This is a genomic window from Pseudofrankia inefficax (genome assembly GCF_000166135.1).
Lineage (GTDB): Bacteria > Actinomycetota > Actinomycetes > Frankiales > Frankiaceae > Pseudofrankia > Pseudofrankia inefficax.
Window position 1 is genome coordinate 5,589,380 of sequence record NC_014666.1, and the last position, 23,656, is coordinate 5,613,035.

Consider the following 23,656-nt stretch of genomic DNA (forward strand, 5'->3'; position numbering starts at 1 on the left):
CCCGGCTACCAGGTCCGCTAGTCTGTGCATCATGGATCAAAGATCAATGATCCGTCGCCCTGGCGGAGCCGGTCGCGGTGACGGAGCCGGTCGCGGTGACGGAGCCGGTCGCGGTGACGGAGCCGGTCGCGGTGACGGAGACCTCGCGGAGGTGAGAGGTCCTCGTGGACGCTCCCTATGACCTGACCGGCCGGGTCGCCATCGTGACCGGCGGTGGCACCGGTATCGGCGCGGCGACGGCCCGGCTGCTCGCCGCCTACGGCGCCGACGTCGCCATCGCCGCCCGGACCGTAGCCGACCTGGAGCGCACCGCCGCCGCGGTCCGGGAGGCGACCGGCCGGCGTTGCCTGCCCGTGCCGACGAACATCAAGGACGAGGACCAGGTCATCGCCCTCGTGGCCCGCACGGTCGACGAGCTGGGCCGCGTCGACATCCTGGTCAACAACGCCGGCGGCACCCGGATGGGCCCGCTGCGGACGCTGCCGACCAAGGGCTGGGACGCGAGCTTCGACCTCAACGTCCGCTCGGCCTACCTCTGCTCCCGCGAGGCCGGGAACCACTTCCTCGCCCAGGGCTCCGGGGTGATCGTCAACGTGTCGTCCGACGCCGGCGTGTACGGCGTGAAGGGCGGGGCGCACTACGCGTCGGCGAAGGCGGCGCTGCAGATGCTCACCAAGGTCGCCGCCGCCGAGTGGGGCCCGCACGGCGTCCGGGTCAACTGCGTCGCGGTCGGCGGGGTCGCCTCCGAGCGGGCGAGCGCCGCCTGGGAGGTGGCCGGCATCGACCCGAACGACATCGCCGCCGGCGTGCCGCTGGGCCGGGTCGGACGGCCCGACGAGGTGGCCCAGGCAATCGTCTTCTTCGCCAGCGACGCCGCCTCGTACATCACCGGCCAGACCCTCTCCGTCGACGGCGGCCCGCACATCGGCGGCATCGACACGGCCTGAGATCCGGTCTCCAGGGACGCCCCAAGGCGCCCCGACCCGCGACATCCGCCCCGAAACGCCCTGTGGTGGTTGGATGGCTTCATGGTCCGTCACCGGTTGGCCCGACCGAGCCCGCGTCTGGTGACGGGGGCGTTCCTGGTCAGCGGGGTGACGCACCTGGTCCGGCCGTCGGTCTTCACCTCGGCGATCCCGCCGGCGCTGCCGCGCCCGCGCGACATCGTCTACCTCAGCGGGGCCGCCGAGCTGGTCTGCGCGGTCGGGCTCCTGACGAAGGCGCGCTGGGCCGGCCCGGCCAGCGCCGCCCTGCTGGTCGGGGTGTGGCCCGGGAACCTGCAGATGGCGCTGGACGCCACCTCCAGGGTCCGCCAGCGTGGCGCCCAGCCTCTCGACCTCGCGCTCGCCGCGCTGGCCTGGGCCCGGATGCCGCTGCAGGTCCCGATGATCCGTGCGGTGCTGTCCAACGCCGGGCCCGTCGTCGACGCCCCCGAGAAGTCCTGAGCCCACCCATGGCCGAGGTCGACGGCTTGTGCGCACCGGGGTTCGGCCCCGTGCGCGCGGCACTCGCCGAACTGCTCGCGACGCAGGACGTGGGCGCGTCCGCGGCCGTGTACGTCGACGGCGAACCGGTCGTCGACCTGTGGGGCGGGTACGCGGACGAGGCCAGGACGGTCCCGTGGCGCCGCGACACGATCGTGAACGTCTTCTCGACCTCGAAGACGATCACCGCGTTGTGCGCGCTGATGCTCGCCGACCGCGGGGAGCTGGACCTGGACGCGCCGATCGCGCGCTACTGGCCGGAGTTCGCCGCGGCGGGCAAGGAGCGGGTCCTGGTCCGCCACGCGCTCGCGCACACCGCGGGCCTGCCGACGCTGCACGCGGGGCGCACCGCCGCGTACCTCTACGACTGGCTGGCCGTGACCGCGCAGCTCGCCGCGCAGGAGCCCGAATGGGAACCGGGGACCGACGCCGGCTACCACGGCCTCACCCAGGGCTTCCTGGTGGGCGAGGTCGTCCGCCGCGTCACCGGCCATACGCTCGGCGCCTTCGTCGCGGCCGAGGTCGCCGGCCCGCTGGGGGTGGACTTCCACATCGGGCTGCCGGCCGAGCTCGATGCCCGGGTCGCACCCGTCATCCCGCCGCCGTCCGACCTGGCGGAGCAGCCGGACGAGGCTGAGACCGAGGACGAGAGCGGCGGCCCGAGGTTCCACGCCCTGGACGCGAACACACCGGCCTGGCGCCGCGCCGAGATTCCCGCCGCGAACGGCCACGGGAACGCCCGGGCGGTCGCGGCCGCGCTGTCGGCGCTCGCCTGCGGCGGCGTCAGCCAGGGAAAGCGGCTGCTGTCCGCGGCTGGCTGCGCACGCGCCTGGGAGCAGCAGTTCCACGGCGTGGACCGCGTCCTGGGCGGCCCCAGGGCTCGCTACGGCATGGGGTTCCGCCTGGAGGGCTCGACCTGTTCGTGGGGCGGCTGGGGCGGCTCCCTCGCCCTGTTCGACCCGGATCGCCGGATGGCCGTCGCCTACGCGATGAACCGGATGCGCGACGCGGACACCCGCGGCCTCGAGATCATCACGGCCGTCTACGAGTCGCTCGGCTAACCGCCGCCCGACGCGACCGGCCGGCGCCGAGTGGGATCGTGGCGCGGCCGCTGACTGGGCGCCGCGGTCGTGGTCGCCGCCGAGCTGGCCGAGGTCGGGTCCACCGTGGGTTCGGCCGGCATGGTGGCGGTACCGGACGAGGCCGACACGGCGGGGCTGGTCGGGGACGGCACCGCCGACGGGACCGGTGGCTCGGCCGGGGACGGGGACTCCACCCGGTCGACGGGGACGGCCCGGGGCACGTCCGCGTCCGGCGGGAGCGCGTGTTGGACGCTGAACCACGAGACCAGGACGGCCAGCCCGGTCGCCAGCATCCACAGAGCTACGCGACGCAGCGACCTGGCCACGCGGGCATGGTACATGGCGGACATTCGGGGCAGTGAGCGCTACCGTCCGCGCTATGGCGACAGTGCTCGTGGTCGAGGATGATCCGGCGGTGCGGGCGGCGCTCGTGCGTCACCTGACCGCCGCCGGGCACGCGGTGCGCAGCGCGGGCGCCGCGCTGGACGCGGTGCGTGAGGTCACCCAGGTCGGGTGCGACCTGGTGCTGCTCGACCTCGGGCTGCCCGATCTCGACGGCGCGGTCGCGCTGCGCATGCTGCGCGGCGTGACGGACGTGCCGGTCGTGGTCGCGACGGCCCGCGACGACGACGCCACGATCGTGCGGCTGCTCAACAGCGGCGCCGACGACTATCTGGTCAAGCCGTTCACGCCGCAGCACCTCAACGCCCGGGTCGCCGCCGTGCTGCGCCGGGCGCGGCCCGGGCAGCACGCCGGCGACCTGGGTGAGGCGGCGGTGAGTCCCCCGCTGCGGGTGGGCGAGCTGGCCGTCGACATACCCCGCCGGGCCGCGACGTTGGCCGGCGCGCGGCTCGACCTCACCCGGCGCGAGTTCGACCTGCTGGCCTACCTCGCCGCCCGGCCGGGCCTGGTGGTCGGGCGGGGCGAGCTGCTGACCGCGGTGTGGCACCAGGCCTACGGCGGTGACCAGACCATCGACGTCCACCTGTCGTGGCTGCGGCGCAAGCTGGGCGAGACCGCCGCGCGCCCGCGTTACCTGCACACGGTGCGCGGGGTCGGCGTCAAGCTCGAGGCGCCCGAGTCATGAGGGGCGAGCTGATCCGCCTCGCGATCGCGGTGACGTCGATGGTGGCGCTGGCCTTCCTGGTCCCGCTCGCGCTGATCGTGGCCCAGACGGCCCACGACCGGGCTCTCGCCCAGGCGGAGCGAACGGCCGCCGAGCTCGGCCCGGCCGTGGCGATCACCACCGACCGGTCCGCCCTGGAACGGGCGCTCGCCGCGAGCCAGGGAGGCGCCGACGGCCTGGCCGCGGTGCACGTGCCGGACTCGGACGGCACGCTGACCACGATCGGCCCGTCGCACGTCGGGCCGGACCAGCTGGCCGTCGTGACGATGAGCGGCCAGGAGTCGGTGGTCACCGTGCCGGGCGGCTCGGTGCTGCTCGGCCCGGTGGCGGTGAGCGGCGCGCGCATCGCGGTGGTCGAGGTGTTCGTGCCCGTGTCGGCCATGAGGCAGGGGGTGCGCGCGGCCTGGCTGGTGCTCGGCGGCCTGGCGGCGACGCTCGTAGCGATCTCGGTGGTGGTCGCCGACCGCCTGGGCAACCGGATGGTGCGGGCCACCCGGGCGCTCGCCTTCACGGCGCGCCGGCTCGGCGCGGGCGACCTGAACGCCCGCGTGCCCGCGTCGCGGGGCGGGGCTCCGCCGGAGGTGCGGGACGCGGCCGTCGCGTTCAACGCCATGGCCGACCGGGTGCGCCAGCTCGTCGCCGCCGAGCGGGAGCTGGCGGCCGACCTGTCCCATCGGCTCCGGACGCCGCTGACCGTGCTGCGGCTCAACACCGCGGCGCTCGGCGGGGCCGAGGCGGCCGACCAGGTCCAGCTGGCCGTCGACCGGCTGGAGCACGAGGTCGACCAGATCATCCGCGCGGCCCGCGACCGCGGCGCCAGCGGGCCGGTCGCGGTCGGCTGCGACGCGGCGGAGGTGGTGCGCGACCGGGTCGACTTCTGGTCGGTGCTCGCCGAGGACCAGGGCCGCCCCTGGCGGCTGGCCGGGGCCGGCGACAGCGCGCAGGTGCCCGTCGCCAGGGCGGAGCTCGCCGCCGCCCTCGACGCGCTGCTGGGCAACATCTTTCACCACACCGGCGAGGGGGTGGCGTTCGCGGTCGCGCTGCGGGTCACGGCGGGCGCCGCGACGATCAGGGTCGCGGACGCGGGGCCCGGGATCGCGGACCCGGCCGAGGCCATGCGGCGGGGCGCCGGCGCGGGCGGCGCGGGCTCGACCGGGCTCGGCCTGGACATCGCCCGGCGGGTCGCCACGTCGACCGGCGGTGAGCTGACGATCGGGCGCTCCCGGCTGGGCGGCGCGGACATCCGGCTGCGGCTGCGCACGGGAGCCGGCCAGACGGCGGTACGCCCCCGGCGGCAGTCACGCCGGCAGGCGCGCCGCCACGCCGTCGTCCCGGCGCGCCGGACACGCGGTGGCTCGGGCGGTTCCCTAAGCCAGCCCTAAGAGACCTTCTCGGCTCCCTCAGGCCGGGCGGTGGCGGCCTACCGGCCGGTTAGCGTCGACGACGAGCCCACATCGAGGACGTCCCCCCACGATGTGCTCGAAGCACCGCTTCACCGGCTGAGCGGTCAGGCGGCGGCCACCCGGCCGTCGCCCGCGTCGGCGGCGTCCTTCCCTCCCCCCCGGGGACGCCGTCGCCCCGGCCCGGCGGCGTCCTCACCTCCCCCCCAAGGACGCCGCCGGCCCGGCACCGGCACCGGCACCGGTGCCGCTGCCGCTGCCGCACGAACTTCTGCCCTACGAACCTCGGGTTCGGTCACGTCACGCGGTAGAGGCTCAGCACCACCCGCCGGGGCTCGCGCCGGCCGACGCCAATCGCGACCGTCCGGTTGAGGTGCAGCCAGGCCGGCGCGCCGGTGGTGAAGCGCACGATGGTGCGAAAGACATACGCGTCCGGCTCGATGGGTTCGCCGCGGGCCAGCCGCGCCATCACCTCGGGCGGGCCGTGACGCAGGCCGTCGCTGCGGACTTCGATCAGCGCCCCGTCGTCGGCGCGGATGACGTAGTGCGCGGCGATGTCCAGGACGCCGTCGGCCCGGGCCACCTGCCAGTCGACGCCGCCCTCGACCAGGGTCCCGTTGAGCTCCGGGCCGCGCACGGTGCCGCCGGCGAGCGGGACGAACCGGCGCTCGCCGTAGGCGGCCTGGCCGAGTGAGACGACCGCGCCGACGTCGCAGCGCACCTGCGCCATCGGCAGCAGCGGCGGCGGGGGTGGTAGCTCGGCCGGTGCGGCGGGCTCGGGGGTGCTGCTCACGGGGCGTGAGCCTAGGAGCGGCGAGCCGGATCGCCCGTCGTTCGGTTCCGCTGAGCGGAAGGCCGGAGCGGCCGGGCCCGGAGCTCGCCGGGTCGTGAGCCGCCCCTCAAGTTGACCCGACCAGGCCCGAGGACGTCTACTGTGACCTGGTCTCTGATATATCAATCCGGAGAGGGGCGAACGTGTCCGCTGGGCGCGACGACCAGATCACCCTGGTCGCTTTCATGCAGGCGTCGAACGTGTCGGTGTACTCGGGCTCCTGGCGGTACCCGAGCTCCGCGCCCGACTTCCTCGACCTGCGCTACTACCAGCGGATCGCGCGCGTGCTCGAGGAGGGCACGTTCGACCTGATGTTCTTCGACGACCGCCTGGCGATGCCGGCGATCTACGGCGGCTCCCCCGCCGAGGCGGTCCGGTACGGCGCCCGGCCGGTCAAGCTCGACCTGACCGCCGTCCTGGGCGCTGCCGCGGCGGCGACGACCCACCTGGGCCTGGGTGCCACCTACTCGACGACCTACTACCCGCCGTTCCACGTCGCGCGGACGTTCGCCACCCTCGACCACCTCAGCGGCGGCCGGGCGGCCTGGAACGTCGTCACGTCGGTCAACGACGCCGAGGCGCGGAACTTCGGGGTCGAGCAGCACCTCGCCCACGACGAGCGCTACGACCGCGCCGAGGAGTTCATCGAGGTCGTCACCCAGCTGTGGGACTCCTGGGAGGACGACGCGATCCTGTTCGACCAGAAGTCGGGCGAGTTCGCCGACCCGGCCAAGGTCCACGAGATCGACTACCAGGGCAAGTACTTCAACGTCCGCGGACCGCTGACGGTCCCCCGCTCGCCGCAGGGGCGCCCGCCGATCATCCAGGCCGGGCAGTCGGGCCGTGGGCAGCAGTTCGCCGCCAAGTGGGCCGACCTGATCTTCACCGCCGACCCGAGCCAGGCCGTCGCGCAGGAGCACTACAAGGGCCAGAAAGAGCTCATCGTCGCCGCGGGGCGCGACCCCAAGGCCGTGCGGCTGCTGCCGATGGTGTACGCCGTGGTGGGTGAGACCGAGACGATCGCCCGCGAGAAGGAGAACATCCTGCTCAACGAGCTCGTGCACCCGCTGGCGTCGCTGACGCTGCTCTCCGAGCTCACCAACCACGACTTCTCCGGCTACTCGCTCGACGACGAGGTCACCGACGAGCTGATCAACTCGATCTCCGGCATCCGCGGGCTCGTCCAGGGCGTGAAGCGCCACCTGGGCGGTGGCAAGGTGACCCTGCGGACGCTGGCCAACCACCGGGCCACCCTGCTGCAGGGCCCGCGGTTCGTCGGCACCGGCGAGCAGATCGCCGACCAGATGCAGGACTGGTTCGAGACCTACTCCTGTGACGGCTTCGTGCTCGCCGCGACCCACTTCCCCGGCGCGTTCGAGGACTTCGTCCGGCTCGTGGTGCCCGAGCTGCGCAAGCGCGGGCTGCTGCGCACCGAGTACGCCGGCTCGACGCTGCGCGAGAACCTGGGGCTGGCCCGCCCCGCGAGCAGCTTCGCGCCGACGGCAGGCGAAGCCGCCGATGCCTGACCCGACGGAGTCCCAGCCGGCCGGGCCACGGCCGGCTGGGGGGCGGCCGGGCGCCATGCTCGGCGGCATCCGGGTCCTGGACATGGCGTCGCTCGCCGCGGCGCCGCTGGTGGCGACCTACCTCGGCGAGTTCGGCGCCGACGTCATCAAGATCGAGCAGCCGCGCGGCGGCGACCCGATCCGCGGCTGGGGCGCGCGCAAGGACGGCGTCGGGCTGATGTGGAAGAGCGTCAGCCGCAACAAGCGCTCGGTGACCGTCGACCTGCGGCTGCCCGAGGGGCAGGAGCTGGTCCGCCGGCTCGCGGCGACCTGCGACGTCGTCGTCGCCAACACCCGCCCGCGGACCCTGACCCGCTGGGGGCTGGACTACGCCCGGCTGCGCGAGGTCAACCCCCGGATCGTGATGCTGCACGTGACCGGCTTCGGGCTGACCGGGCCGAAGGCGGACCGGCCGGGCTTCGGCACCCTCGGGGAGGCGATGAGCGGCTTCGCCCACGTCACCGGCGAGGCCGACGGGCCGCCGACCCTGCCCCCGTTCATGCTCGCCGACGGGGTCGCGTCGCTGAACGCCGCCTACGCGGTGCTGACGGCGCTCTACCACCGCGACGTCCACGGCGCGGACGGCCAGCTGATCGACGTGAACCTGATCGACCCGCTGGCCCGGCTGCTGGAGCAGTCGGTGCTCGCGTACGACCAGCTCGGCACCGTCCAGCGCCGGTCCGGCAACCGCTGGGACATCTCGGCGCCGCGCAACACCTACCGCACCAAGGACGACCGGTGGCTGGCCATGTCGGGCAGCGCGCCGACGGTCGCGCTGCGGATCTTCCACGCCATCGGGCGGTCGGACCTCGCCGCGGACCCCGACTTCGCGGATCCGGTGCGCCGGCTGACGCGGGCCCGTGAGGTCGACGAGGTGGTGGCCGAGTGGGTCGCCGGCCAGACCCTCGACGCGGCGATGGCGGTCTTCGAACGGGCCGAGATCGCCGCGGCGCCGGTCTACGACGTCGTGGGGCTGCTCGAGGACGAGCAGACGGTCGCTCGGGAGGTCTTCCGGCGGGTCGAGGACGCGGAGCTCGGCTCGATGCTCGTGCAGGGGCCGGTGTCGCGGTTCTCCGACCACGTGGGCGTCGTCGACAGCCTGGGCCCCCGGCTCGGCGAGCACACCGACGACGTGCTCGGCGAGCTGCTGGACCTGTCCGCGGCCGACCTGGCCGGGCTGCGGGAGCGTCAGGTCATCTGACCGCGCCGGCGCCGGTCCCCGAGGCGGGGCCGGCGCCGGCCACCGGCTCGGCGCCGAACAGCCGGGAGACCAGCAGCTGACCGGCGCTGACCACGTGCTCCTCGGACACCCGGCGGGCCCGGGCCGCGTTGCCGGCGGCGAGCGCGTCGACGATGTCGTCGTGCTCCCGCAGGGCGCAGCCCACCTGCTCGGGAACCATGTCGAAGAACGACCAGGGGATGATCCGCCCGGTCTGGCGGATCAGCGCGATCAGCCGCACCGAGTGGCTCGCGCGGTTGATCGCCCGGTGGAACAGGAAGTTCGCCGTCTTCAGGTCGCCGCCGGCCTCGACCGCCGTGCGGACGTCGGCCGCGAGCCGGCGCACCTCGGCCAGGTCCGGCCCGGAGATCCGTTCCGCCGCCCAGGCGGCCGCGGCGCCCGAGAGCAGGGCGATCAGGGCGAAGTTGTCCTCCACGTCGCGCTGACTCAGGCCGACGACGGTGACCCCGCTGCGGGGCGCGACGTGGACCAGTCCCTCGAACTGCAAGGTCAGGCAGGCCTCGCGGACCGGGGTCCGGCTGGTGCCCAGCCAGGCGGCGGTCTCGTCCAGGTCGATCCGCGTGCCCGGCCGGAACCGGCCGCTCATGATCTCGTCACGGAGCACATCGGCCACCCGGTCCCGCGCGGTCGCGCCCAGCCGCAGCCGGCGCGGGCCGCCGGCCGCCTCGTCGCCGGCCTGGCCGTCACCCGCCGGCGCGGAGGTCACGGCCAGGCTCGGGCCCGCCGCCATCCGGGCGGGTCCGCTGTCAAGCGGATGTGAGTGACTGGGCGTTGACACGGCGATCAGCGTATATCAGAGTCGAGCCGACCTCACCCGGCTCGGCCCGCTCAGGCCACGTCACCGATCAGGTGGAACCGGCGCCGGAAGTAGAGGGCCGGCGGGTCGTCGTTCACCGAGACCCGGCCCACCCGGCCGAGCAGGATCGAGTGGTCCCCCGCCGGCTGCACCGCGTGGGTGACGCAGCTGAGCGTCACGCAGGCCCGGTCGAGGACCGGCAGCCCGTGCTCGTCGGACTGGAAGCCGGCGTCCGCGAACTTGTCCGCTCCCCTGGTCGCGAACCGGACGGCGAGGCCCGCGTGCTCCGGTGGCACGACGTGCACGATGAACCGCTCGGCCGTCTCGAACACCGGATGGCACTCCGCCGTCGCCGCGAGGCAGACGAGCACGAGCGGTGGGTCCATGGAGACCGAGCAGAACGAGCTGGCCGTGAACCCCCACCACCGGCCGTCGCCGTCCGCCGTCGTCACGATCGTCACGCCGCTGGGGAACAGGGCCATGGCCTCCCGGAAGAGCCGGGGCGTCTGGTCCGTCATGCCCGCCTCGGGGGCGTCTGCCGCACTCGTCACCGGATCAGCCTGGCAAATTGATATATCAGGTGTCAAGTGAAGCCATCCCGGGTTGGCCAGCGGCCCCGGGTCCAGCGGTCAGGCAGCGATCAACGGGTGCCGGCGATCAACGAGCGGCGCTGTCGGCCGGCGGCCGGCGGCGAGCGCGCAGGCCGGCGATAAGAATCGTCCATTTAATCAGAAAGAATCAATCAAGCACTCTTCAGCCCACCGACCACGCGCGTGGCAAGAACTGGCCACCCCTACTGGGCCACCCCTACAGAAACCCGGCGGGACCCGCACGATAGCGTTCATTACGACGCTACGTAAAGAATTTGTTACGGCCCGGTGCTGCCCCACCCGACAGGAGACAGCGCGTCATGAACCTACGCCGACTGCCCGCGCGGACAAACACAGTCGTCACCGCCGCCGTGGTGCTGGGGTCGTCCATTCTTCTCGCCGGCTGTGGCGCGTCGTCGACCAGGAGCGCCGACGGCGCCGGGTCCTGCCCGACGCGGACGCCGGGCGTGACGGCGGGCTCCGTCAAGATCGGCCTCATCTACCCCGACACGGGACCGACCGCCGTCGCGGCCACCTTCAAGGGGACGCGCAGCGCGGTCCAGGCCCGCATCGACCAGCAGAACGCCAGCGGCGGCGTCGGCGGCCGCAGGATCGACGTCGTCTGGGGCGACGACGAGTCGGATTCCGGGAAGTTCACCGCGGAGGCCCACGACCTCGTCGACACCGAGGGCGTCTTCGGCCTGGTCGCGCAGTCGATCGTCGTGGACGGCTCGGCCCCGTGGCTGCAGGCCCAGGGCATCCCGGTGACCGGGACGGCCACCAGCGCCAGCTGGAGCACCCACCCGAACCTGTTCCACTTCGGCAACGTGTTCAACCCGGGCAGCGCCTCGACCATCGGCGACTACGTGAAGGCGCAGGGTGGCACGAAAGCGCTGGTCGTCATCGACTCGAGTACCGCGACGTCGCAGAACCTCGCGGCCCAGTTCACCCCCAGCCTGCGCAGCCGGGGGATCCAGGTCGTCGGCGAGGTCCCCTTCACCGACGGGCTGACGAGCCCGTCGCACGTCGCGCACGAGCTGGCTGACGCGGGCGCGAACACCCTCGTGGCCGCGACCCAGGCCAGCACCTTCATCGACATCTACACGCAGGCGAAGGCACTCGGAATCACGCTCGCCGCCGCGCTGAGCGCCACCGGCTACGACCCCGGCCTGCTCACCCAGCGCGGCGGCGACATGGCGGGGATCTCGATCATTTCCGGCTACTCCGCGGTCGACTCGCCGGCGATGCTCGCCTATGACCGGGCGATGAGCACCTACGCGCCGGAGCTCGCCGACCCGAGAGACGACCTGGCGCTCGCCGGCTACGTCGCCGCCGACGAGATGATCCAGGGCCTTCGCCTGGCGGGAACGTGTCCAACCCGGGAAGCATTCATCCAGAATCTGCGAAAGGTGACGAATTTCACCGGTGCCGGTCTGGTCGCCCCGGTGGACCTCAGCAAGCCGCTGGAGCCGGACAACTGCTTCAACTTCGTGAAGGTCGACCACGCAGGCCGCGCCTTCACCTCGGTACCGCCGCCGGCGGCTCTCGACAAGAACGGCTTCTGGTGCGGCGCGCCGCTCACGTAGCGACCGGCGGGCCACCGCGGACATACCGTGGCAATGCGATGCTCCGTCCGCGGAGATCGCGAAAGCCTGGAGGTCGCGGCCAGCGGCACCGGCAGCACTGGCCGGCCACCGGACAGCGGACGGCCACCGGACAGGCCACCGGCAGAGGAGGCAGCAGTGCGCTTCGCCGCGCTTGGGGACAGCTTCACCGAAGGCGTCGGCGACGAACGGGCCGACGGAAGCCCCCGGGGCTGGGCCGACCTCGTCGCGGCCGGGCTGGCCACCCACCACCCGGCGGAAACCTGGTATGTCAACCTCGCGATCCGCGGCCGGCTGCTCGAAGCGATCGTGACCGAACAGCTCAACGCCGCCCTGGCCCTCGACCCGCTTCCGACGGTCGTGACCATCAACGGCGGCGGGAACGACATGATGCGCCCCGGAGCCGACCTCGTCCGGCTCATCTCCCTGCTCCTGGACGCGGTCGACCGGTGCCAGCGGGCCGGGGTCACCCCGGTCCTGCTGGCCGGCGCGGACCCGTCCGACCGGCTCCCGTTCGGCCGCGTGCTGCACCGCCGGGCCGCCGAGCTGACCGACGCGACCGCCAGGCTCGCCCAGGAGCGCCGCGTGCTGTTCGTCAACGCCTTCGGGGACACGGAGATCCGCGCGCCGAAGTACTGGTCGGAGGACCGGCTCCATCTCAACCCGTTCGGCCACCAACGGGTCGCGGGCCTCGTGCTGGCCGCCCTCGGCGCCGAGGCACCCGGGCCGGCACCGCTCGCCGTGGAGCCACCGTCGCCCGGTCCGCTCGCGGAGGCGCGGTACTACTGGCGGCACGTCCGTCCGTGGATGACGCGCCGGCTCACCGGCCGCTCCTCGGGCGACGGGCGCACGGGGAAGCACGCGGGCTGGACCCTGATCGAGCCCGCGGCGGTCTGACCGGCGCCGCCGCCGGGGGACGCGGCGGCGCCCGCCGGGCTAGGCGGGGGTGAACGTGACGGGCAGCGTGGCCAGGCCGCGGACCCAGATCGCCGGGTTCCAGACGAGGTCCTCGGCGGGCACGGCGAGGGTCAGGTCCGGCAGCCGGTCGAGGAGCACCTCGACGGCGGTCTGCGCGACCACCTCGGCGAGCTCCTGCGCGGGGAACGGGCAGCGGTGCTCGCCGTGGCCGAAGGTCAGGTACGCCTGGTTGCCGCCGGGGCCGGCGGCGCTGTCGGGGCGGACCTCCGGGTCGTTGTTCGCCGCGGCGACGCTGAGCACCAGCATGTCGCCGGCCTGGATGCGCTGGCTGCCGAGCTGGCCCGTGCGCACCGCCCAGCGGCCGGTGAAGTTGGCGACCGGCGGGTCCTCCCAGAGGACCTCGGACATCGCCTGCCCGACGCTGCGGCGCCCGCCGGCCAGCGACGTCGCGAACCGGGTGTCCGCCAGCAGCAGCCGCAGGGTGTTCCCGATCCAGTACGCCACCGGCTGCTGCGCGGAGGCGATGACCGCGAAGAGATCCTGGAGCGCCTCGTCGTCGGTGTAGGCGGCCCGGTGGCGCAGCAGCCGGGAGATCGTGTCGAAGCCTTCCCCCTGACGCCGCTGCTCGATGAGCCGGGTCATCAGCCCCATGAGCCGGCCGTAGGCGGCCAGTGCGCCCGCCCCGTGGTCGAACAGCGTCACCAGGTCGCGGACCAGCCCTGCGGTCTCCTCGGCCGGGATGCCGAAGGTGTTCGCCATCACCTGGACCGGGATCAGGTGCGCGTACATGTACATGAGCTCGGCCTGGCCACGGTCGGCGAACGTGTCGATGAGCTCGTCGGCGACCCGTTCGCACCGGTCGCGGATCTCGAACAGGTCGACGGCGGCGAGCACGTCGTGGATGGCGTCGGAGCGGCGGGTGTGCTCGGCGCCGGTCACCCACGTGATCGAGTCGCCCTTCCCGACGGCCGTCCGCATCGGCCAGTCCGGGGGGACGAGGTCCCAGGCGTTCCAGCGCGCCGAGTCGCGGTCGTAGAGGTCGCTACGGCCGGCCACGAAGTGCGCCTCCCGGTAGCCCAGGACCAGCCAGGCCGGGATGTCGCCCTCCAGCAGGACGGGCGCGACCGCGCCGTACTCGGCGCGCAGCCGGCGGTATAACACGTCGGCGTCCTGACTGATCGAGTCTCCGTACAGACGAGCGGCGCCGTCATGCGCCGGGTAACGCGCCGCGACCACCTCGGCCCGCTGGTCGGCCGGGACGGTCCGGACACCGGCGTTCGCCGCGGCCTCGGTCGTCAGATCGGTCATCACGTCATCTCCCCCTGCGCCCTGGTCCTGGCGCCGCGCTCCTGTGGCAATGTCGGCGATCATGCCAGGTCGCGCGCAACGGGGTCGGCAGGGTCACCCGGGCTACGACACGCTGACCTGGAGATCGTCAGGCCAGGCCGCCCGCCCGCTCCGGCCCACGGCCGCCGGCAGGGCGGACCGGACCGGCGGCGGGGCCGCGGTGACCGTCGGTGGCCACCGCAGGACCGCCGACGCCTCCGGCAGTGGCGTGGCGGGCCGGTCCGGCCCGGCGGGCCGACCGGTCAGGTAGTGGGCGACGATCCCGGCGACGTCGTGCAGCGCGGCGCCGGTGAACAGACCCGGCCGGTCGGTGGCCACGACGTGCAGGCGCAGCCCGGCCACCGGGACGCGCTCCCAGCCGAGGCAGGGCGACGTGTGCCGGGCGATCTGGGACGGCAGCCCCCAGACGTTGGACCAGTCGGCCGACCGGATCAGGACGACGCGCAGGTCCGACGGCCCCGGCTGGTAGGCCGCGAAGGCGCGCAGCGCCGAGGTGTAGACGTCGATCGCGTCGAGGATGTGCTCCTCGTAGCGGTTCGGGTCGACGGCTCCCAGGGCGCGGGCGATCCGGGCGCCCTGGGCGGCCAGCGGCGCGCCGTGGTCGACCCCGCAGCGGCAGGCGCCCTGCCAGCCGCAGGCCAGGTGCCGCATCCGGGCCAGCTCGCGGACCGCGAGCACCGAGTCGGCCGACAGCGGCGGATGGCCGGCCAGCGGCAGCACCGTGTCGAGCAGGATCACCGGGCCGACCGGCTGGCCGAGGCCACGCAGCAGCCGGGCCAGCTCGTAGGCGACCAGGCCGCCCGAGCCGTAGCCGGCGAACTGGTAGGGCCCGAACGGCTGCGCGGCCAGCACGTGCGGCAACTGGTGTACGGCCATCGCCAGGACGTCGTCGAGCGGGCGGCGCTCGCCGCCGCGGCCGGGCAGGTCCAGGCCTCGGCACGGCACCTCGGGGCCGAGGGCGCCCGCCAGCGGCAGGCCCGGGTGTGGAGGCCCTTCCAGCCCGCCGACGAGGAACAGCGGGGCGGGACGGCCTCTGGTCAGACGGGCCGGGTCCATTCGACGCCGACGCACCCCGCCGCGACCCGGCCCAGGCCCGCTGCCTTCGCGACCGCGAACGCGGCGGCCGCGGCCGACGACCCGGGTGTGGCCGCCCGCGCGCGCGGGCTGGCGGGAGACGGGTAGGGGACCCGGACGGCCGTGGACAGGCCCATCCGGCCGATGAGCAGGGTCACTCGGTTGCCGCGGGCGCGCACCGCGGCGCGCCACTCGGTGGGAATGGTGTGCGGGAGCCGCTCGATCCCGACCCCGCCGCCGCGCGGATGGACCAGGTCCAGGAGACGGGGGCCGATCCGCACCGACCAGCCGGCGACGAGCGGCGGCTGGTCACGCAGCGAGGTGTGCAGGGCCAGGCCGGTCGCGAGCGCGTGCGAGAGCACCGGGTCGACCAGCTCCCCGGGCAGCAGGGCCGCCGGGTCGCGGTGCACGGCCGGGTCGGTCATGATCAGGTCGTCGTCGTCATCGACGACCAGGAGTGGCTCGGGCCGGCAGCCCGCCAGCGCGGCGAGCCCGCCGTCGACGAGGTGCGCGTAGACGACGGTCCGCCCGCCGGCGAGCTCCTCCTCGGTCAGGATCGGGGGCGCCACCGTCACCGCCGACGGGCCGCAGCCGGCGTGCATCAGCTGCACCCGGCGTACCCGGCGTTGCGGGTAGCGCCGCAGGACCAGCGACGTCGGGTCACCGCCGGCCAGGTCGCCCTCCTCCAGGCAGAGCTGGCACCGGTACCGGCCCGGGTGCGGGCCGCAGCGCAGCTCGTCGAGCAGGTCGGCCGGCAGCAGGCTCGCGACGAGCGGGTCGACGCGCAGGTCACGCATCGCCGCCGCCTCCCGTCACCATGCCGCCCCCCGCCACGATGCCGCCAGGGCGCTCGCCGGCCAGCGGGTGGTGGACGAGGTCGCCCAGCTCGCCGGACGCGGCCCCGGCGGGCGCGGCCACCCGGGCCGCGGTCAGCAGCGCCTGCGCCGCCGGCACCCACTCCGCGCCGGGCGCGCCGAGCATGCCCCCGATCGCGGCCCACTGGTCGACGATGTGGGCGAGCATGGCCGCGACGTAGGGCGGCATCCGGACGACGACGGCGGGCAGCAGGGTGCCGGCCGGGTACTCGGCCTGGATGAGCTGGCGCCGGTCCACCGCCACCTCGAACTCCAGGCCCGGCTCGTCGTCGCCGCCGTCGGGCAGCGGGAGCGCGAGGTCGACCAGCTCGGGCACGTCCCGGGCCAGCGGCAACGCCTCCCGCCCAGCGCGCAGCAACGCCTGGGCCATGGCCAGCCACGGCGACGCGCACCCGCTCATGATCGCGAAGATGGTGTTCCAGTCGTCGACCAGGTGGGCGAGGCCGCCGGCGGTGTAGGGCGGCATCCGGACCGTCACGGCGGGCAGGACCGTGCCGGGCGGCAGGCCGGCCCGGATCAGGTGCACCCGGTCCACGTACAGCTCGGCCTCGACCGTCTCCAGCCAGGTGGCGGCCACGGTCAGCACCCTTCCGCCGTGAGCCGCGCGGCAGTGTTCTGGCGACTGGTCTGGCGCCTGTTCTGGCGACTGGTCTGGTGACGCCGCGGCGGGGTCAGGGCCGCGTCACGCGCCAGCACCACCAGATTCGCCCGGGCCCCGGAGGCCGGCGCCGGCGTGTGGTCGGGCCCGTCCGCGCCAGCCGCCGCCGTGGTGGCCACCGCGGCGGAACTGGCCGCGGCACCGGTGATCAGGGCGCGGCGGGACAGCGCGGACGGCATGGGTCAGCTCCTCGTTGGAAGTGGGCTGCCGGCGGCGCGCGCCTCCTCGGCGAGCGTCGCCTCCAGGGCGTGGCGCACCAGGGCGACGAGCGCGGACCGGGTCGACGGCTGGTTGCGCGCGTCGCAGGTCAGCACCGGGTGGTCGATGTCGAGCGCGCCGCGGACGTCGCCCAGCGGGTGGACGGTCGCGCCCTCGAACTGGTTGACCGCCACGACGAAGGGCAGCTTGCGGTCCTCGAAAAAGTCGATCGCCGCGAAGCTGTCCTCCAGCCGCCGGGTGTCGGCGAGCACGACCGCGCCGACGGCACCGAGGGTCAGCTCGTCCCACATGAACCAGAAACGGTCCTGGCCGGGCGTGCCGAACAGGTAGAGCACGACGTCCTGCTCGGGCAGCGTGATCCGGCCGAAGTCCATCGCCACGGTCGTCGTCGTCTTGCCGGCGACTCTGGAGGTGTCATCGACGCCGACCGAGGCCGCCGTCATGTGCGCCTCGGTCCGCAGCGGGGGAATCTCGCTGATGGACCCGACGAACGTCGTCTTCCCGACGCCGAACCCGCCGGCGACGATGATCTTCAGGGGGATGGTGGTGGGCTCGGTATCTGGTCTAGAGCCGCTGTAGGCCATCGAGGACCTTTCGGAGCAGTTCGGAGTCGGGCCGCCAGTCGGGGCGCTCGGGCCGATGCACCGCGACGAAGCCGGCGGAGGCCATGTCTGCGACCAGCACCTGCGCGACGCCCAGGGGCAGATCGAGATGGGCCGAGATCTCCGCCACCGACTGGAGGTGGCGGCAAAGGAAAGCGATCTCGCGCTGCTCGGGAGGCATGGACGGGCTGCGCGCGGCACCCAGGCCCCGGCTGGTGGTGGCCACCAGGGCGACCATCTCCAGCGTCGAGGTGGGACGGGTCCGCCCGCCGGTCACGGCGTACGGGCGCACGACCGGACCGGCTTCCTCCTCGGGCAGCTCGTCGTCGCCCCGGGACACCGCAGGCTCCTACGCGGTCGCGCGGATCGGTGGAGTCAGCGCCTGACCAGCCCTGGTCACCAGCCGCGCCATCTCGAAGGCGATCAGCCCCGGGTCGGCGGTCCCGGCGGCGGAGACGGCCAGGCACGCGCCGTCGCCGATCGCGGAGACGAACAGGTAGCCACTGTCCATCTCGACGATCGTCTGGCGGACGTCGCCGCCGTCCATGTACCGGGACGCGCCGAGCGCCAGCGAGCGGAAGCCGGAGGCGACGGCGGCGATCTGGTCGCCGCCCTCCCGGCTGAGTGCCGCCGAACGGGCGAGCTGCAGGCCGTCGGCCGACAGCGCGACCGCCCAGTGGACGTCGGCGATCCGCCGCTCCAGGTCGTTCAGCAGGAAGTCGAGGTTACCGGTGGGTGGCATCGCCAGTCCTTTCGTCATCGCGGGCCGCGGGCAGTCCCTGCCCCTGCTGGAAACCGGCGCGGAACGAGGTCACCAGCCGTCGGGCCTTGTCCGGGTCGGGCTCGTTGCGGGCCGGGCCGCCGGGCGCGGGTACCGGGCGGCCGCCGCGCAGCGCCTCGGAGAGGTTCGCGCCTCGCCGCCGATGGGGCAGGTGGCCCAGCGGCGGGTCCCCCGGCACCGGCCGGACCGCGCGGGGTGCCGGGAGGTCCGGAACGGGGACGGGCAGGTGCGCAGCGGGGACAGGCCTGGGTGGCACCGACCGGGTTGGGGGCGGCGGTGGCGGTGGCGGCACGGCCACCGGTCGGGGCACCGCCCTCGGGGCGGCCGGCGGCGGAGCCGGTAGTGGAGCGGTCGGCGGCGACTGGGGCGCCACCGGCACCGGGCCGCGGGTCCAGTCGGCGGCGACCATGTCGAAGACGGGCAGCCCGTCCGTCCGGCCGCCGGGCGCTCCGGCCGGGGCACCGTTCCCAGGGCCATGCGGCCCACCGTTGGGAGCGCCGTTCGCAGCGCCGTTGGGGGCGCCGTTGCGCGCGGGCGGCGGGGCGAAGAAGGCGGCTCGGACCACCGCGGCCTCCGGCACGTCGTCGGCGTCGGCGAGCGGCCTGGGCCGCCGGTCGACCGGTCGGTCGTCCAGACGGTCGGCCGGTCGAGGCTCCTCGTACACGCCGCTCGGCCAGACCTCCTCGCCGGGCCGGCCGCGGATCGGCATCGGCGGCAACGGCGGCTCCTCGTAGCCGGCGCCGACCATGTCCAGCCGGTCGAACGCGTTCATCCGGGCCAGCGCGGCCTTCAGCGGCTCGTCGTCCGGCACGTCCGGGGTGTCGACGAGGTCGGCCTCGGCGAGCACGTTCGACGGCAGCAGCGCGATGGCGGTCACGCCGCCGTACGGGTTGCGGGCCAGCTGCACGGTGATCTGGTGGCGGGCCGCGAGGTTCGCGACGACCCACAGGCCGAGCTTGTCGCCCTCGGACTCGGAGTTGAACGGCGGCGGGTCGGCCAGCCGGCGGTTGAGCTCGGCCATCGTCGCGGGGGCGATGCCGACGCCGCGGTCCTCCACCTCGACGGCGACCCCGGTGCCGACCCTGCTGCTGGTGACGAGCACCGGCGTGCGTTCCGGGGACATCTGGCAGGCGTTCTCGATCAGCTCGGCGAGCAGGTGGATCAGGTCGCCGACGACCGGGCCGACGAGCCGGTCGTCCACGGTGGTGGACGCCTCGACCCGGGTGTAGGACTCGACCTCGGCGACCGCGGCCCGCATCGAGTCGATCACCTTGACGGGCGACCGGAACACCCGGGACGGCCGGCCGCCGGACAGCGCGATCTGGCCCTCGACCTCGCGGCGCATGCGGGTCGCGAGGTGGTCGAGGCGGAACAGCCGCTCCAGCATGTCCGGGTCCTGCTGGTCGCGCTCCAGGTCGGTGATCAGCTTGAGCTGGCGGTGGATCAGGGCCTGGCTGCGGCGGGCCAGGTTGCGCATCGACGAGGACAGCGAGTGCTGGGCCGCGACCTCCGTCGCCGAGTTCACGGCGGCGGTGTAGACGTCGTGCAGCGCCCGGGCGACGTCGCCGATCTCGTCGTCGGACTCCAGGTCGGAGTTGTCGTCGAAGTCCTCGGCCAGTGGCCGGCGGGCCCGGATCGCGGCGGTCACGGCGGGCAGCCGCTCCTCCGCGACAGCCACCGCGCCCTCCCGCAGCGCCCGCAGCTGGCGGACCAGCCGCTGGGCGATCACCACGGACACGCCGATCGCGACGGCCATGATCGCGGCGGCGGCGAGCGCGACCAGCCAGGCCCGCGCGGTGGCCGCGGAGGCCAGCGAGCTGCTTCGGTTGGTCAGGTCGGTGGTGATCTGCGCCTCGACGGTGCGGAGACGGTCGATCTCCGTGGTGACCGTGGCCTTCCACACCTCGGGATCGATGTCGATCGCCTGGCCGGACTGGGCCTCGGTCAGCACCTTGTCCCGGATCGCGACCGCGGGCGTCCTGGCCGGCGCGACCTGCTGGTCGTAGAACTGGCGCTGCCCGCTGTCGGCCGCGGCGTTGAACTGCGACAGCCAGGCGGCCTCGCCCCCGACCGCCGCCCGGATTCGGGCGACGTTGTCGGCGACCTGGTCGTGCAGGAACACCGTCAGCGCGACGTAGCCGCGCTGCTGGGCGACCTGCTCGGTCAGGTTCGAGATGGCGGTCAGCGCGGTGACCGTGCGGGCCACCTCCTGGTCGCTGGTGCCGACGCCGACCTGGGCCGCGGTCACGCCGAGCCAGGCCGCGACGATGCCGTTGTAGGTGTCACCGACCCCGCTGATGCCGGCCGTCTTCGCGTCGATGCTCTTGCGCACCACGGACAGCTGGCCCATCTGCTTCTCCGCCGTGGCCAGCGCGAGGCGCAGCCGCGGGTCGTCGGGGAAGCTGGCGGCCTGCACCTGGGCGAAGGCCTTGTCGACGGGCGGGCGGGCCGCGGAGTTGTCGGCCGAGCCGACGCGGTAGGCCGAGGCCACCCACGTCGAGGCCGTGTACCGCTCCTGCCCCAGCGCCCGGATGAGCCTGTTGACCTGGATCGTCAGCTCGGCCGCCGACCTGGTCCTGGAGGCCGCGTGCGCGGTGCGCACCTGCGCGGCAATCAGGAACGCGCTGAGCGCGACGACGGTGAGAAGCGGCACCACCAACGCGGCGGCGAGCCGGTACCGAACCGGCCATCGCTCCATGTCCACTCCCCTCACCGGCACGCAAATGCCGCAAATCGGGCAGGCAATGCCGGAGCCGACCGCGAACGGTCGAAGGAGTCCCGAGCCGCAACAGGAATGGTCTCGGTGGGGCTATGGCCGCTGGCGCCTACACGGACGGGGGACCACCGCGTGGGTGCCGAAAGCCGGCCCCGGCGTGGCCGAACATAACCGGTCACCAAACGTGCGCATAGGTCGCGGATGTGGCCAGAGTCCGCCAACTTTTCGTGACATGGCGTGACCCCGCCACCCGGGAGCGACGGCGGGCGGCCAGAACGACGCACGGCGGCGGCCCCGGCGAACCCCCAGCACCGGTCGCCGGACGCCCGCGGAAGGCGCCCAGTTCACCGCTGCCGTCGATAGACAGTACGGAGAGTTAGACACCTTCGCGATGACGCAACGTTTGACAGGAAGCGGCCACCTCCGGCGTCAGCCCCCGAGCCGTGCGCCAATCCCAGGCCCCGGCCGCGACAGCCAAGGGCCCGACGGCGACAAACACGACAAACCCAACCCGGGAACGACCAGCTCCCACGCAGTGGGCGCGCCACGCGACACGCCGAGTACGGGGCGCAGTGACCCATACGTGGCGCGATCACGCCAGGTTGTCCTGACCACGCCAATTACGGACCATAGGGATAGCACCGACCGGCGCAATCGCGGTACCGTCCGCGCACACCAAGCAGCTGGCCGTGGGCCAGCCACCACCGTCCCCTGCCCCGGAGCGCGGTGCGACGCAACACCGACCGTCGTCAGGACCAGACCAGACCAGACCACAACGACTCGTAGAAGAGCACCAAGTGAGCGACCTGGACCTGGGGTTCCTCGGCCTCAGCCCCACCGGCCTCGCGATCTGGGAGCAGGTGGCGCTGCACCCGTTCTCGTCCGCCGACGCCATCGCCGAGCTGCTGGGCACCACCTCCGAAGAGGTGGAGGCCGAGCTGCGCGCCCAGATGGAGCGCGGCCAGGTCCGCTGCGTCGGCGGCACGTGGGTCGCTCAGGACCTCGCGGCCTGGCTGGATGCCCTGCATGCCCGGGAGCAGGCCGAGCAGGCGACCGCCGCCGCCGCGCGGGCCCGGCAGCGCGCCGACCTGCTGCGCAGCCACCTGCCGTCGATGCACCGCCAGGGCACCCGCAAGCTGGTCGGCGGCGACGGCAGCGAGATGATCAGCCACGCCGACGTGAGCGTCCGCATCGTCGAGCTCATCGAGCAGGCCACCCACAGCCTGCGCTTCATGCTGGCCGGCCTGATGAGCTTCGGGCAGAACACCCCGGTGATCGAGGCGATGATCCGCGCGGCCGGCCGCGGCGTCCAGCTCAGCAGCGTCTGGACGCCCGAGTGCATCGAGGCGGCGCGGCGCGGCGCGGCCGGGCGGCTCCCTCCGCTCGGCTGGGTCCGGTCCAACCCTGACGTGCCGTACCGCGCCGTCCTCAAGGACGACGAGTCGATCCTGGTCCAGCGCTTACCCAACGACCTCAGCAGCGGCGCTCTCGTGATCACCCACCCGCCGACCGTCGCCCTCTACGCCCAGCAGATCGACGCACTGTTCGCCGACGGGGAGCACCTCGTCCCGTCGGACCCGGCCGAGTTCCGCCAGCGCCAGAAGGACAGCCAGATCATCCAGCTGATCGCCGCCGGCACCACCAACAAGGGGATCGGCGCCCAGATCGGCTACTCCGAACGCACCGTCCAGCGACGGATCAGCGAGCTGATGGCGAAGTACGAGGCCAGCAGCAGGATCGAGCTGGTCGTCAAGGCCGGCGATCTCCTCCCTCCGTCTCAGTCAGCCTGAATCGATGACCTGGCGGCCGGCGCCACCCCGGAACGGTGGCACAGCGTAATGACCCACGACGCAAAGCGAGGCTGACGAGGATGAGAACGACGAAGCGACCCGAGCATCCCGTCCTCGTGGCCGCCCTGGCCGGCGGCGTCGCGGCGGCCACCGGCCTGCTCACGGCTGGGCCGGCCTCGGCCGCCGACGTCTCGCCGACCCCGCCCCCGCCGACGGCCACGGCGCCGGCGGGCACGCCGGACGACGCCCCGACCAGCATCACCATCCCCGCCTTCGTCCTGACGCCGGTCGCCTCGCCGGCCGCGACCAGCCCGGCCGCCGCAGGGACCGACGCGCCGGCCCCCAGCGTCGCGCCGACCCCGGACGCGTCCCGGACGCCTTCGACGCCGAACTCCCCCACCACCAGCGCCGCGCCCACCAGCCCGGCCCGGCCGACCATGCCGACCCGCCCGACGACCCCGGTCCGGCCGACGACCCCCGCCAGCCCGACCGACGCGCCCGTCGCCGAGCCCACCGCCGCCCCGACCACAAGCCCGGCCCCGTGGACGCCGACGGTCGTCGACAGCGGTCCGGCCGCCGAGCCCGCCGCCGGCGGCCAGGCCGCGGCCCCGACGAGCACCGGCTGGCCGAACCTGGCCCCGCCGTACAGCTCCGTGCCGACCGCGGGGCCCACGGCGGAGCCCACCGCCGGGCCCACCGCGACGCCCACGTCGGCGCCGGCACCCGCCGCGGCTCCCGCGCCGTCGGCGCCAGCCGCGTCCGGCGCCGCCCAGGTCGTCCAGCGCGGCGACTCGCTGTGGACGATCGCCGCCCGCCACCTCGGCCCGGGTGCGACCGACGCCCAGATCGCGGCCGAGTGGCCGCGGTGGTGGGACGCCAACCGGGCCCTGATCGGCTCCGACCCGAACCTGCTGCACCCCGGCGAGCAGCTGCAGTCGCCGGCAGCGGCCTGACCGG

General features: G+C 74.2%; 24 protein-coding genes. 11 read left to right on the forward strand and 13 right to left on the reverse strand.

Features of this window, described 5'->3' with window-relative positions:
* Positions 1-164 precede the first annotated feature (164 nt).
* The 3 genes from FRAEUI1C_RS22570 to FRAEUI1C_RS22580 all read left to right on the forward strand — a co-directional run bounded on the left by FRAEUI1C_RS22570 (position 165) and on the right by FRAEUI1C_RS22580 (position 2,545).
* Positions 165-947 carry an SDR family NAD(P)-dependent oxidoreductase gene (locus tag FRAEUI1C_RS22570; RefSeq protein WP_013425662.1) on the forward strand — a complete coding sequence of 261 codons (783 nt, stop codon included), beginning with the start codon at positions 165-167 and terminating at the stop codon, positions 945-947.
* A gap of 120 nt (positions 948-1,067) precedes the next feature.
* Positions 1,068-1,445, forward strand: coding sequence for a DoxX family protein (locus FRAEUI1C_RS22575; RefSeq protein WP_232425082.1), 378 nt, complete (start codon positions 1,068-1,070; stop codon positions 1,443-1,445).
* An 8-nt stretch (positions 1,446-1,453) separates the two neighbouring features.
* The gene (locus tag FRAEUI1C_RS22580) at positions 1,454-2,545 is read left to right on the forward strand and encodes an EstA family serine hydrolase (protein WP_013425664.1); all 1,092 of its coding nucleotides are present in this window, start codon (positions 1,454-1,456) and stop codon (positions 2,543-2,545) included.
* Here FRAEUI1C_RS22580 and FRAEUI1C_RS22585 read toward each other — a convergent pair.
* Entirely contained in the window at positions 2,542-2,892 is a 351-nt protein-coding gene (locus tag FRAEUI1C_RS22585; RefSeq protein ID WP_157735018.1) for a hypothetical protein, read from the reverse strand. The genes FRAEUI1C_RS22580 and FRAEUI1C_RS22585 overlap by 4 nt on opposite strands.
* 53 nt (positions 2,893-2,945) lie before the next feature.
* Here FRAEUI1C_RS22585 and FRAEUI1C_RS22590 point away from each other — a divergent pair, with 53 nt between their 5' ends.
* Positions 2,946-3,653 (forward strand): response regulator transcription factor, encoded by a 708-nt coding sequence (locus FRAEUI1C_RS22590; protein WP_013425666.1) that lies wholly within the window; start codon positions 2,946-2,948, stop codon positions 3,651-3,653.
* Positions 3,650-5,074 carry a sensor histidine kinase gene (locus FRAEUI1C_RS22595; RefSeq protein WP_013425667.1) on the forward strand — a complete coding sequence of 475 codons (1,425 nt, stop codon included), beginning with the start codon at positions 3,650-3,652 and terminating at the stop codon, positions 5,072-5,074. The genes FRAEUI1C_RS22590 and FRAEUI1C_RS22595 overlap by 4 nt, the downstream gene beginning before the upstream one ends.
* A gap of 313 nt (positions 5,075-5,387) precedes the next feature.
* Here the strand turns inward: FRAEUI1C_RS22595 and FRAEUI1C_RS22600 are convergent, their stop codons facing one another.
* Positions 5,388-5,885, reverse strand: coding sequence for a DUF3237 domain-containing protein (locus FRAEUI1C_RS22600; protein ID WP_013425668.1), 498 nt, complete (start codon positions 5,883-5,885; stop codon positions 5,388-5,390).
* 182 nt (positions 5,886-6,067) lie between these two features.
* Here FRAEUI1C_RS22600 and FRAEUI1C_RS22605 point away from each other — a divergent pair, with 182 nt between their 5' ends.
* Both FRAEUI1C_RS22605 and FRAEUI1C_RS22610 read left to right on the forward strand, forming a co-directional pair.
* A complete protein-coding gene (locus FRAEUI1C_RS22605; RefSeq protein ID WP_013425669.1) occupies positions 6,068-7,450 on the forward strand; it encodes an LLM class flavin-dependent oxidoreductase in 1,383 nt (460 codons plus the stop codon).
* Entirely contained in the window at positions 7,443-8,690 is a 1,248-nt protein-coding gene (locus FRAEUI1C_RS22610) for a CaiB/BaiF CoA transferase family protein (protein ID WP_232425083.1), read from the forward strand. The genes FRAEUI1C_RS22605 and FRAEUI1C_RS22610 overlap by 8 nt, the downstream gene beginning before the upstream one ends.
* On the opposite strand, the gene FRAEUI1C_RS22615 is transcribed toward FRAEUI1C_RS22610, so the two are convergent.
* Complete coding sequence (locus tag FRAEUI1C_RS22615) at positions 8,683-9,507, reverse strand: GntR family transcriptional regulator (RefSeq protein WP_232425084.1); 825 nt, start codon at positions 9,505-9,507, stop codon at positions 8,683-8,685. The genes FRAEUI1C_RS22610 and FRAEUI1C_RS22615 overlap by 8 nt on opposite strands.
* Before the next feature lie 50 nt (positions 9,508-9,557).
* Complete coding sequence (locus FRAEUI1C_RS22620) at positions 9,558-10,076, reverse strand: flavin reductase family protein (RefSeq protein ID WP_198318619.1); 519 nt, start codon at positions 10,074-10,076, stop codon at positions 9,558-9,560.
* A 359-nt stretch (positions 10,077-10,435) separates the two neighbouring features.
* Between FRAEUI1C_RS22620 and FRAEUI1C_RS22625 the strand changes: the two genes are divergently transcribed.
* Both FRAEUI1C_RS22625 and FRAEUI1C_RS22630 read left to right on the forward strand, forming a co-directional pair.
* Positions 10,436-11,701 (forward strand): ABC transporter substrate-binding protein, encoded by a 1,266-nt coding sequence (locus FRAEUI1C_RS22625; protein ID WP_013425673.1) that lies wholly within the window; start codon positions 10,436-10,438, stop codon positions 11,699-11,701.
* Positions 11,702-11,857: 156 nt separating this feature from the next.
* Positions 11,858-12,616, forward strand: a complete 759-nt coding sequence (locus FRAEUI1C_RS22630) for an SGNH/GDSL hydrolase family protein (protein WP_013425674.1) — start codon at positions 11,858-11,860, stop codon at positions 12,614-12,616.
* A gap of 39 nt (positions 12,617-12,655) precedes the next feature.
* Here FRAEUI1C_RS22630 and FRAEUI1C_RS22635 read toward each other — a convergent pair whose 3' ends face one another.
* From FRAEUI1C_RS22635 to FRAEUI1C_RS22675, 9 genes are all read right to left on the reverse strand, one after another.
* Positions 12,656-13,945: a cytochrome P450 gene (locus FRAEUI1C_RS22635; RefSeq protein WP_013425675.1), complete on the reverse strand. Its 1,290-nt coding sequence runs from the start codon at positions 13,943-13,945 to the stop codon at positions 12,656-12,658.
* Between the two features lie 102 nt (positions 13,946-14,047).
* Positions 14,048-15,040, reverse strand: coding sequence for a thioesterase domain-containing protein (locus FRAEUI1C_RS22640; protein ID WP_013425676.1), 993 nt, complete (start codon positions 15,038-15,040; stop codon positions 14,048-14,050).
* Positions 15,022-15,855 carry a hypothetical protein gene (locus FRAEUI1C_RS22645; RefSeq protein ID WP_013425677.1) on the reverse strand — a complete coding sequence of 278 codons (834 nt, stop codon included), beginning with the start codon at positions 15,853-15,855 and terminating at the stop codon, positions 15,022-15,024. The genes FRAEUI1C_RS22640 and FRAEUI1C_RS22645 overlap by 19 nt, the downstream gene beginning before the upstream one ends.
* Entirely contained in the window at positions 15,848-16,510 is a 663-nt protein-coding gene (locus tag FRAEUI1C_RS38575; protein ID WP_157735019.1) for a hypothetical protein, read from the reverse strand. The genes FRAEUI1C_RS22645 and FRAEUI1C_RS38575 overlap by 8 nt, the downstream gene beginning before the upstream one ends.
* A 2-nt stretch (positions 16,511-16,512) precedes the next feature.
* Positions 16,513-16,770, reverse strand: coding sequence for a hypothetical protein (locus FRAEUI1C_RS22655; protein ID WP_013425679.1), 258 nt, complete (start codon positions 16,768-16,770; stop codon positions 16,513-16,515).
* A 3-nt stretch (positions 16,771-16,773) separates the two neighbouring features.
* Positions 16,774-17,394, reverse strand: coding sequence for a GTP-binding protein (locus FRAEUI1C_RS22660; RefSeq protein ID WP_013425680.1), 621 nt, complete (start codon positions 17,392-17,394; stop codon positions 16,774-16,776).
* Positions 17,375-17,752, reverse strand: a complete 378-nt coding sequence (locus FRAEUI1C_RS22665; protein ID WP_013425681.1) for a DUF742 domain-containing protein — start codon at positions 17,750-17,752, stop codon at positions 17,375-17,377. The genes FRAEUI1C_RS22660 and FRAEUI1C_RS22665 overlap by 20 nt, the downstream gene beginning before the upstream one ends.
* 9 nt (positions 17,753-17,761) lie before the next feature.
* Entirely contained in the window at positions 17,762-18,154 is a 393-nt protein-coding gene (locus FRAEUI1C_RS22670) for a roadblock/LC7 domain-containing protein (protein WP_013425682.1), read from the reverse strand.
* Positions 18,138-20,891 (reverse strand): sensor histidine kinase, encoded by a 2,754-nt coding sequence (locus FRAEUI1C_RS22675; RefSeq protein ID WP_013425683.1) that lies wholly within the window; start codon positions 20,889-20,891, stop codon positions 18,138-18,140. The genes FRAEUI1C_RS22670 and FRAEUI1C_RS22675 overlap by 17 nt, the downstream gene beginning before the upstream one ends.
* A gap of 815 nt (positions 20,892-21,706) precedes the next feature.
* On the opposite strand from FRAEUI1C_RS22675, the gene FRAEUI1C_RS22680 reads away from it, so the two are divergent.
* Positions 21,707-22,699: a helix-turn-helix transcriptional regulator gene (locus tag FRAEUI1C_RS22680; protein ID WP_013425684.1), complete on the forward strand. Its 993-nt coding sequence runs from the start codon at positions 21,707-21,709 to the stop codon at positions 22,697-22,699.
* A gap of 80 nt (positions 22,700-22,779) precedes the next feature.
* Complete coding sequence (locus FRAEUI1C_RS41230) at positions 22,780-23,652, forward strand: LysM peptidoglycan-binding domain-containing protein (RefSeq protein ID WP_013425685.1); 873 nt, start codon at positions 22,780-22,782, stop codon at positions 23,650-23,652.
* Positions 23,653-23,656: the final 4 nt, after the last annotated feature.

Coding starts and splice junctions, on each gene's coding strand:
- FRAEUI1C_RS22635 (WP_013425675.1), bottom strand. CDS start 13,945: ATGACCGATCTGACGACCGAGGCCGCGGCGAACGCCGGTGTCCGGACC.
- FRAEUI1C_RS22660 (WP_013425680.1), bottom strand. CDS start 17,394: ATGGCCTACAGCGGCTCTAGACCAGATACCGAGCCCACCACCATCCCC.
- FRAEUI1C_RS22640 (WP_013425676.1), bottom strand. CDS start 15,040: ATGGACCCGGCCCGTCTGACCAGAGGCCGTCCCGCCCCGCTGTTCCTC.
- FRAEUI1C_RS22580 (WP_013425664.1), top strand. CDS start 1,454: ATGGCCGAGGTCGACGGCTTGTGCGCACCGGGGTTCGGCCCCGTGCGC.
- FRAEUI1C_RS22655 (WP_013425679.1), bottom strand. CDS start 16,770: ATGCCGTCCGCGCTGTCCCGCCGCGCCCTGATCACCGGTGCCGCGGCC.
- FRAEUI1C_RS22590 (WP_013425666.1), top strand. CDS start 2,946: ATGGCGACAGTGCTCGTGGTCGAGGATGATCCGGCGGTGCGGGCGGCG.
- FRAEUI1C_RS22675 (WP_013425683.1), bottom strand. CDS start 20,891: ATGGAGCGATGGCCGGTTCGGTACCGGCTCGCCGCCGCGTTGGTGGTG.
- FRAEUI1C_RS22645 (WP_013425677.1), bottom strand. CDS start 15,855: ATGCGTGACCTGCGCGTCGACCCGCTCGTCGCGAGCCTGCTGCCGGCC.
- FRAEUI1C_RS22625 (WP_013425673.1), top strand. CDS start 10,436: ATGAACCTACGCCGACTGCCCGCGCGGACAAACACAGTCGTCACCGCC.
- FRAEUI1C_RS22670 (WP_013425682.1), bottom strand. CDS start 18,154: ATGCCACCCACCGGTAACCTCGACTTCCTGCTGAACGACCTGGAGCGG.
- FRAEUI1C_RS22610 (WP_232425083.1), top strand. CDS start 7,443: ATGCCTGACCCGACGGAGTCCCAGCCGGCCGGGCCACGGCCGGCTGGG.
- FRAEUI1C_RS22595 (WP_013425667.1), top strand. CDS start 3,650: ATGAGGGGCGAGCTGATCCGCCTCGCGATCGCGGTGACGTCGATGGTG.
- FRAEUI1C_RS41230 (WP_013425685.1), top strand. CDS start 22,780: ATGAGAACGACGAAGCGACCCGAGCATCCCGTCCTCGTGGCCGCCCTG.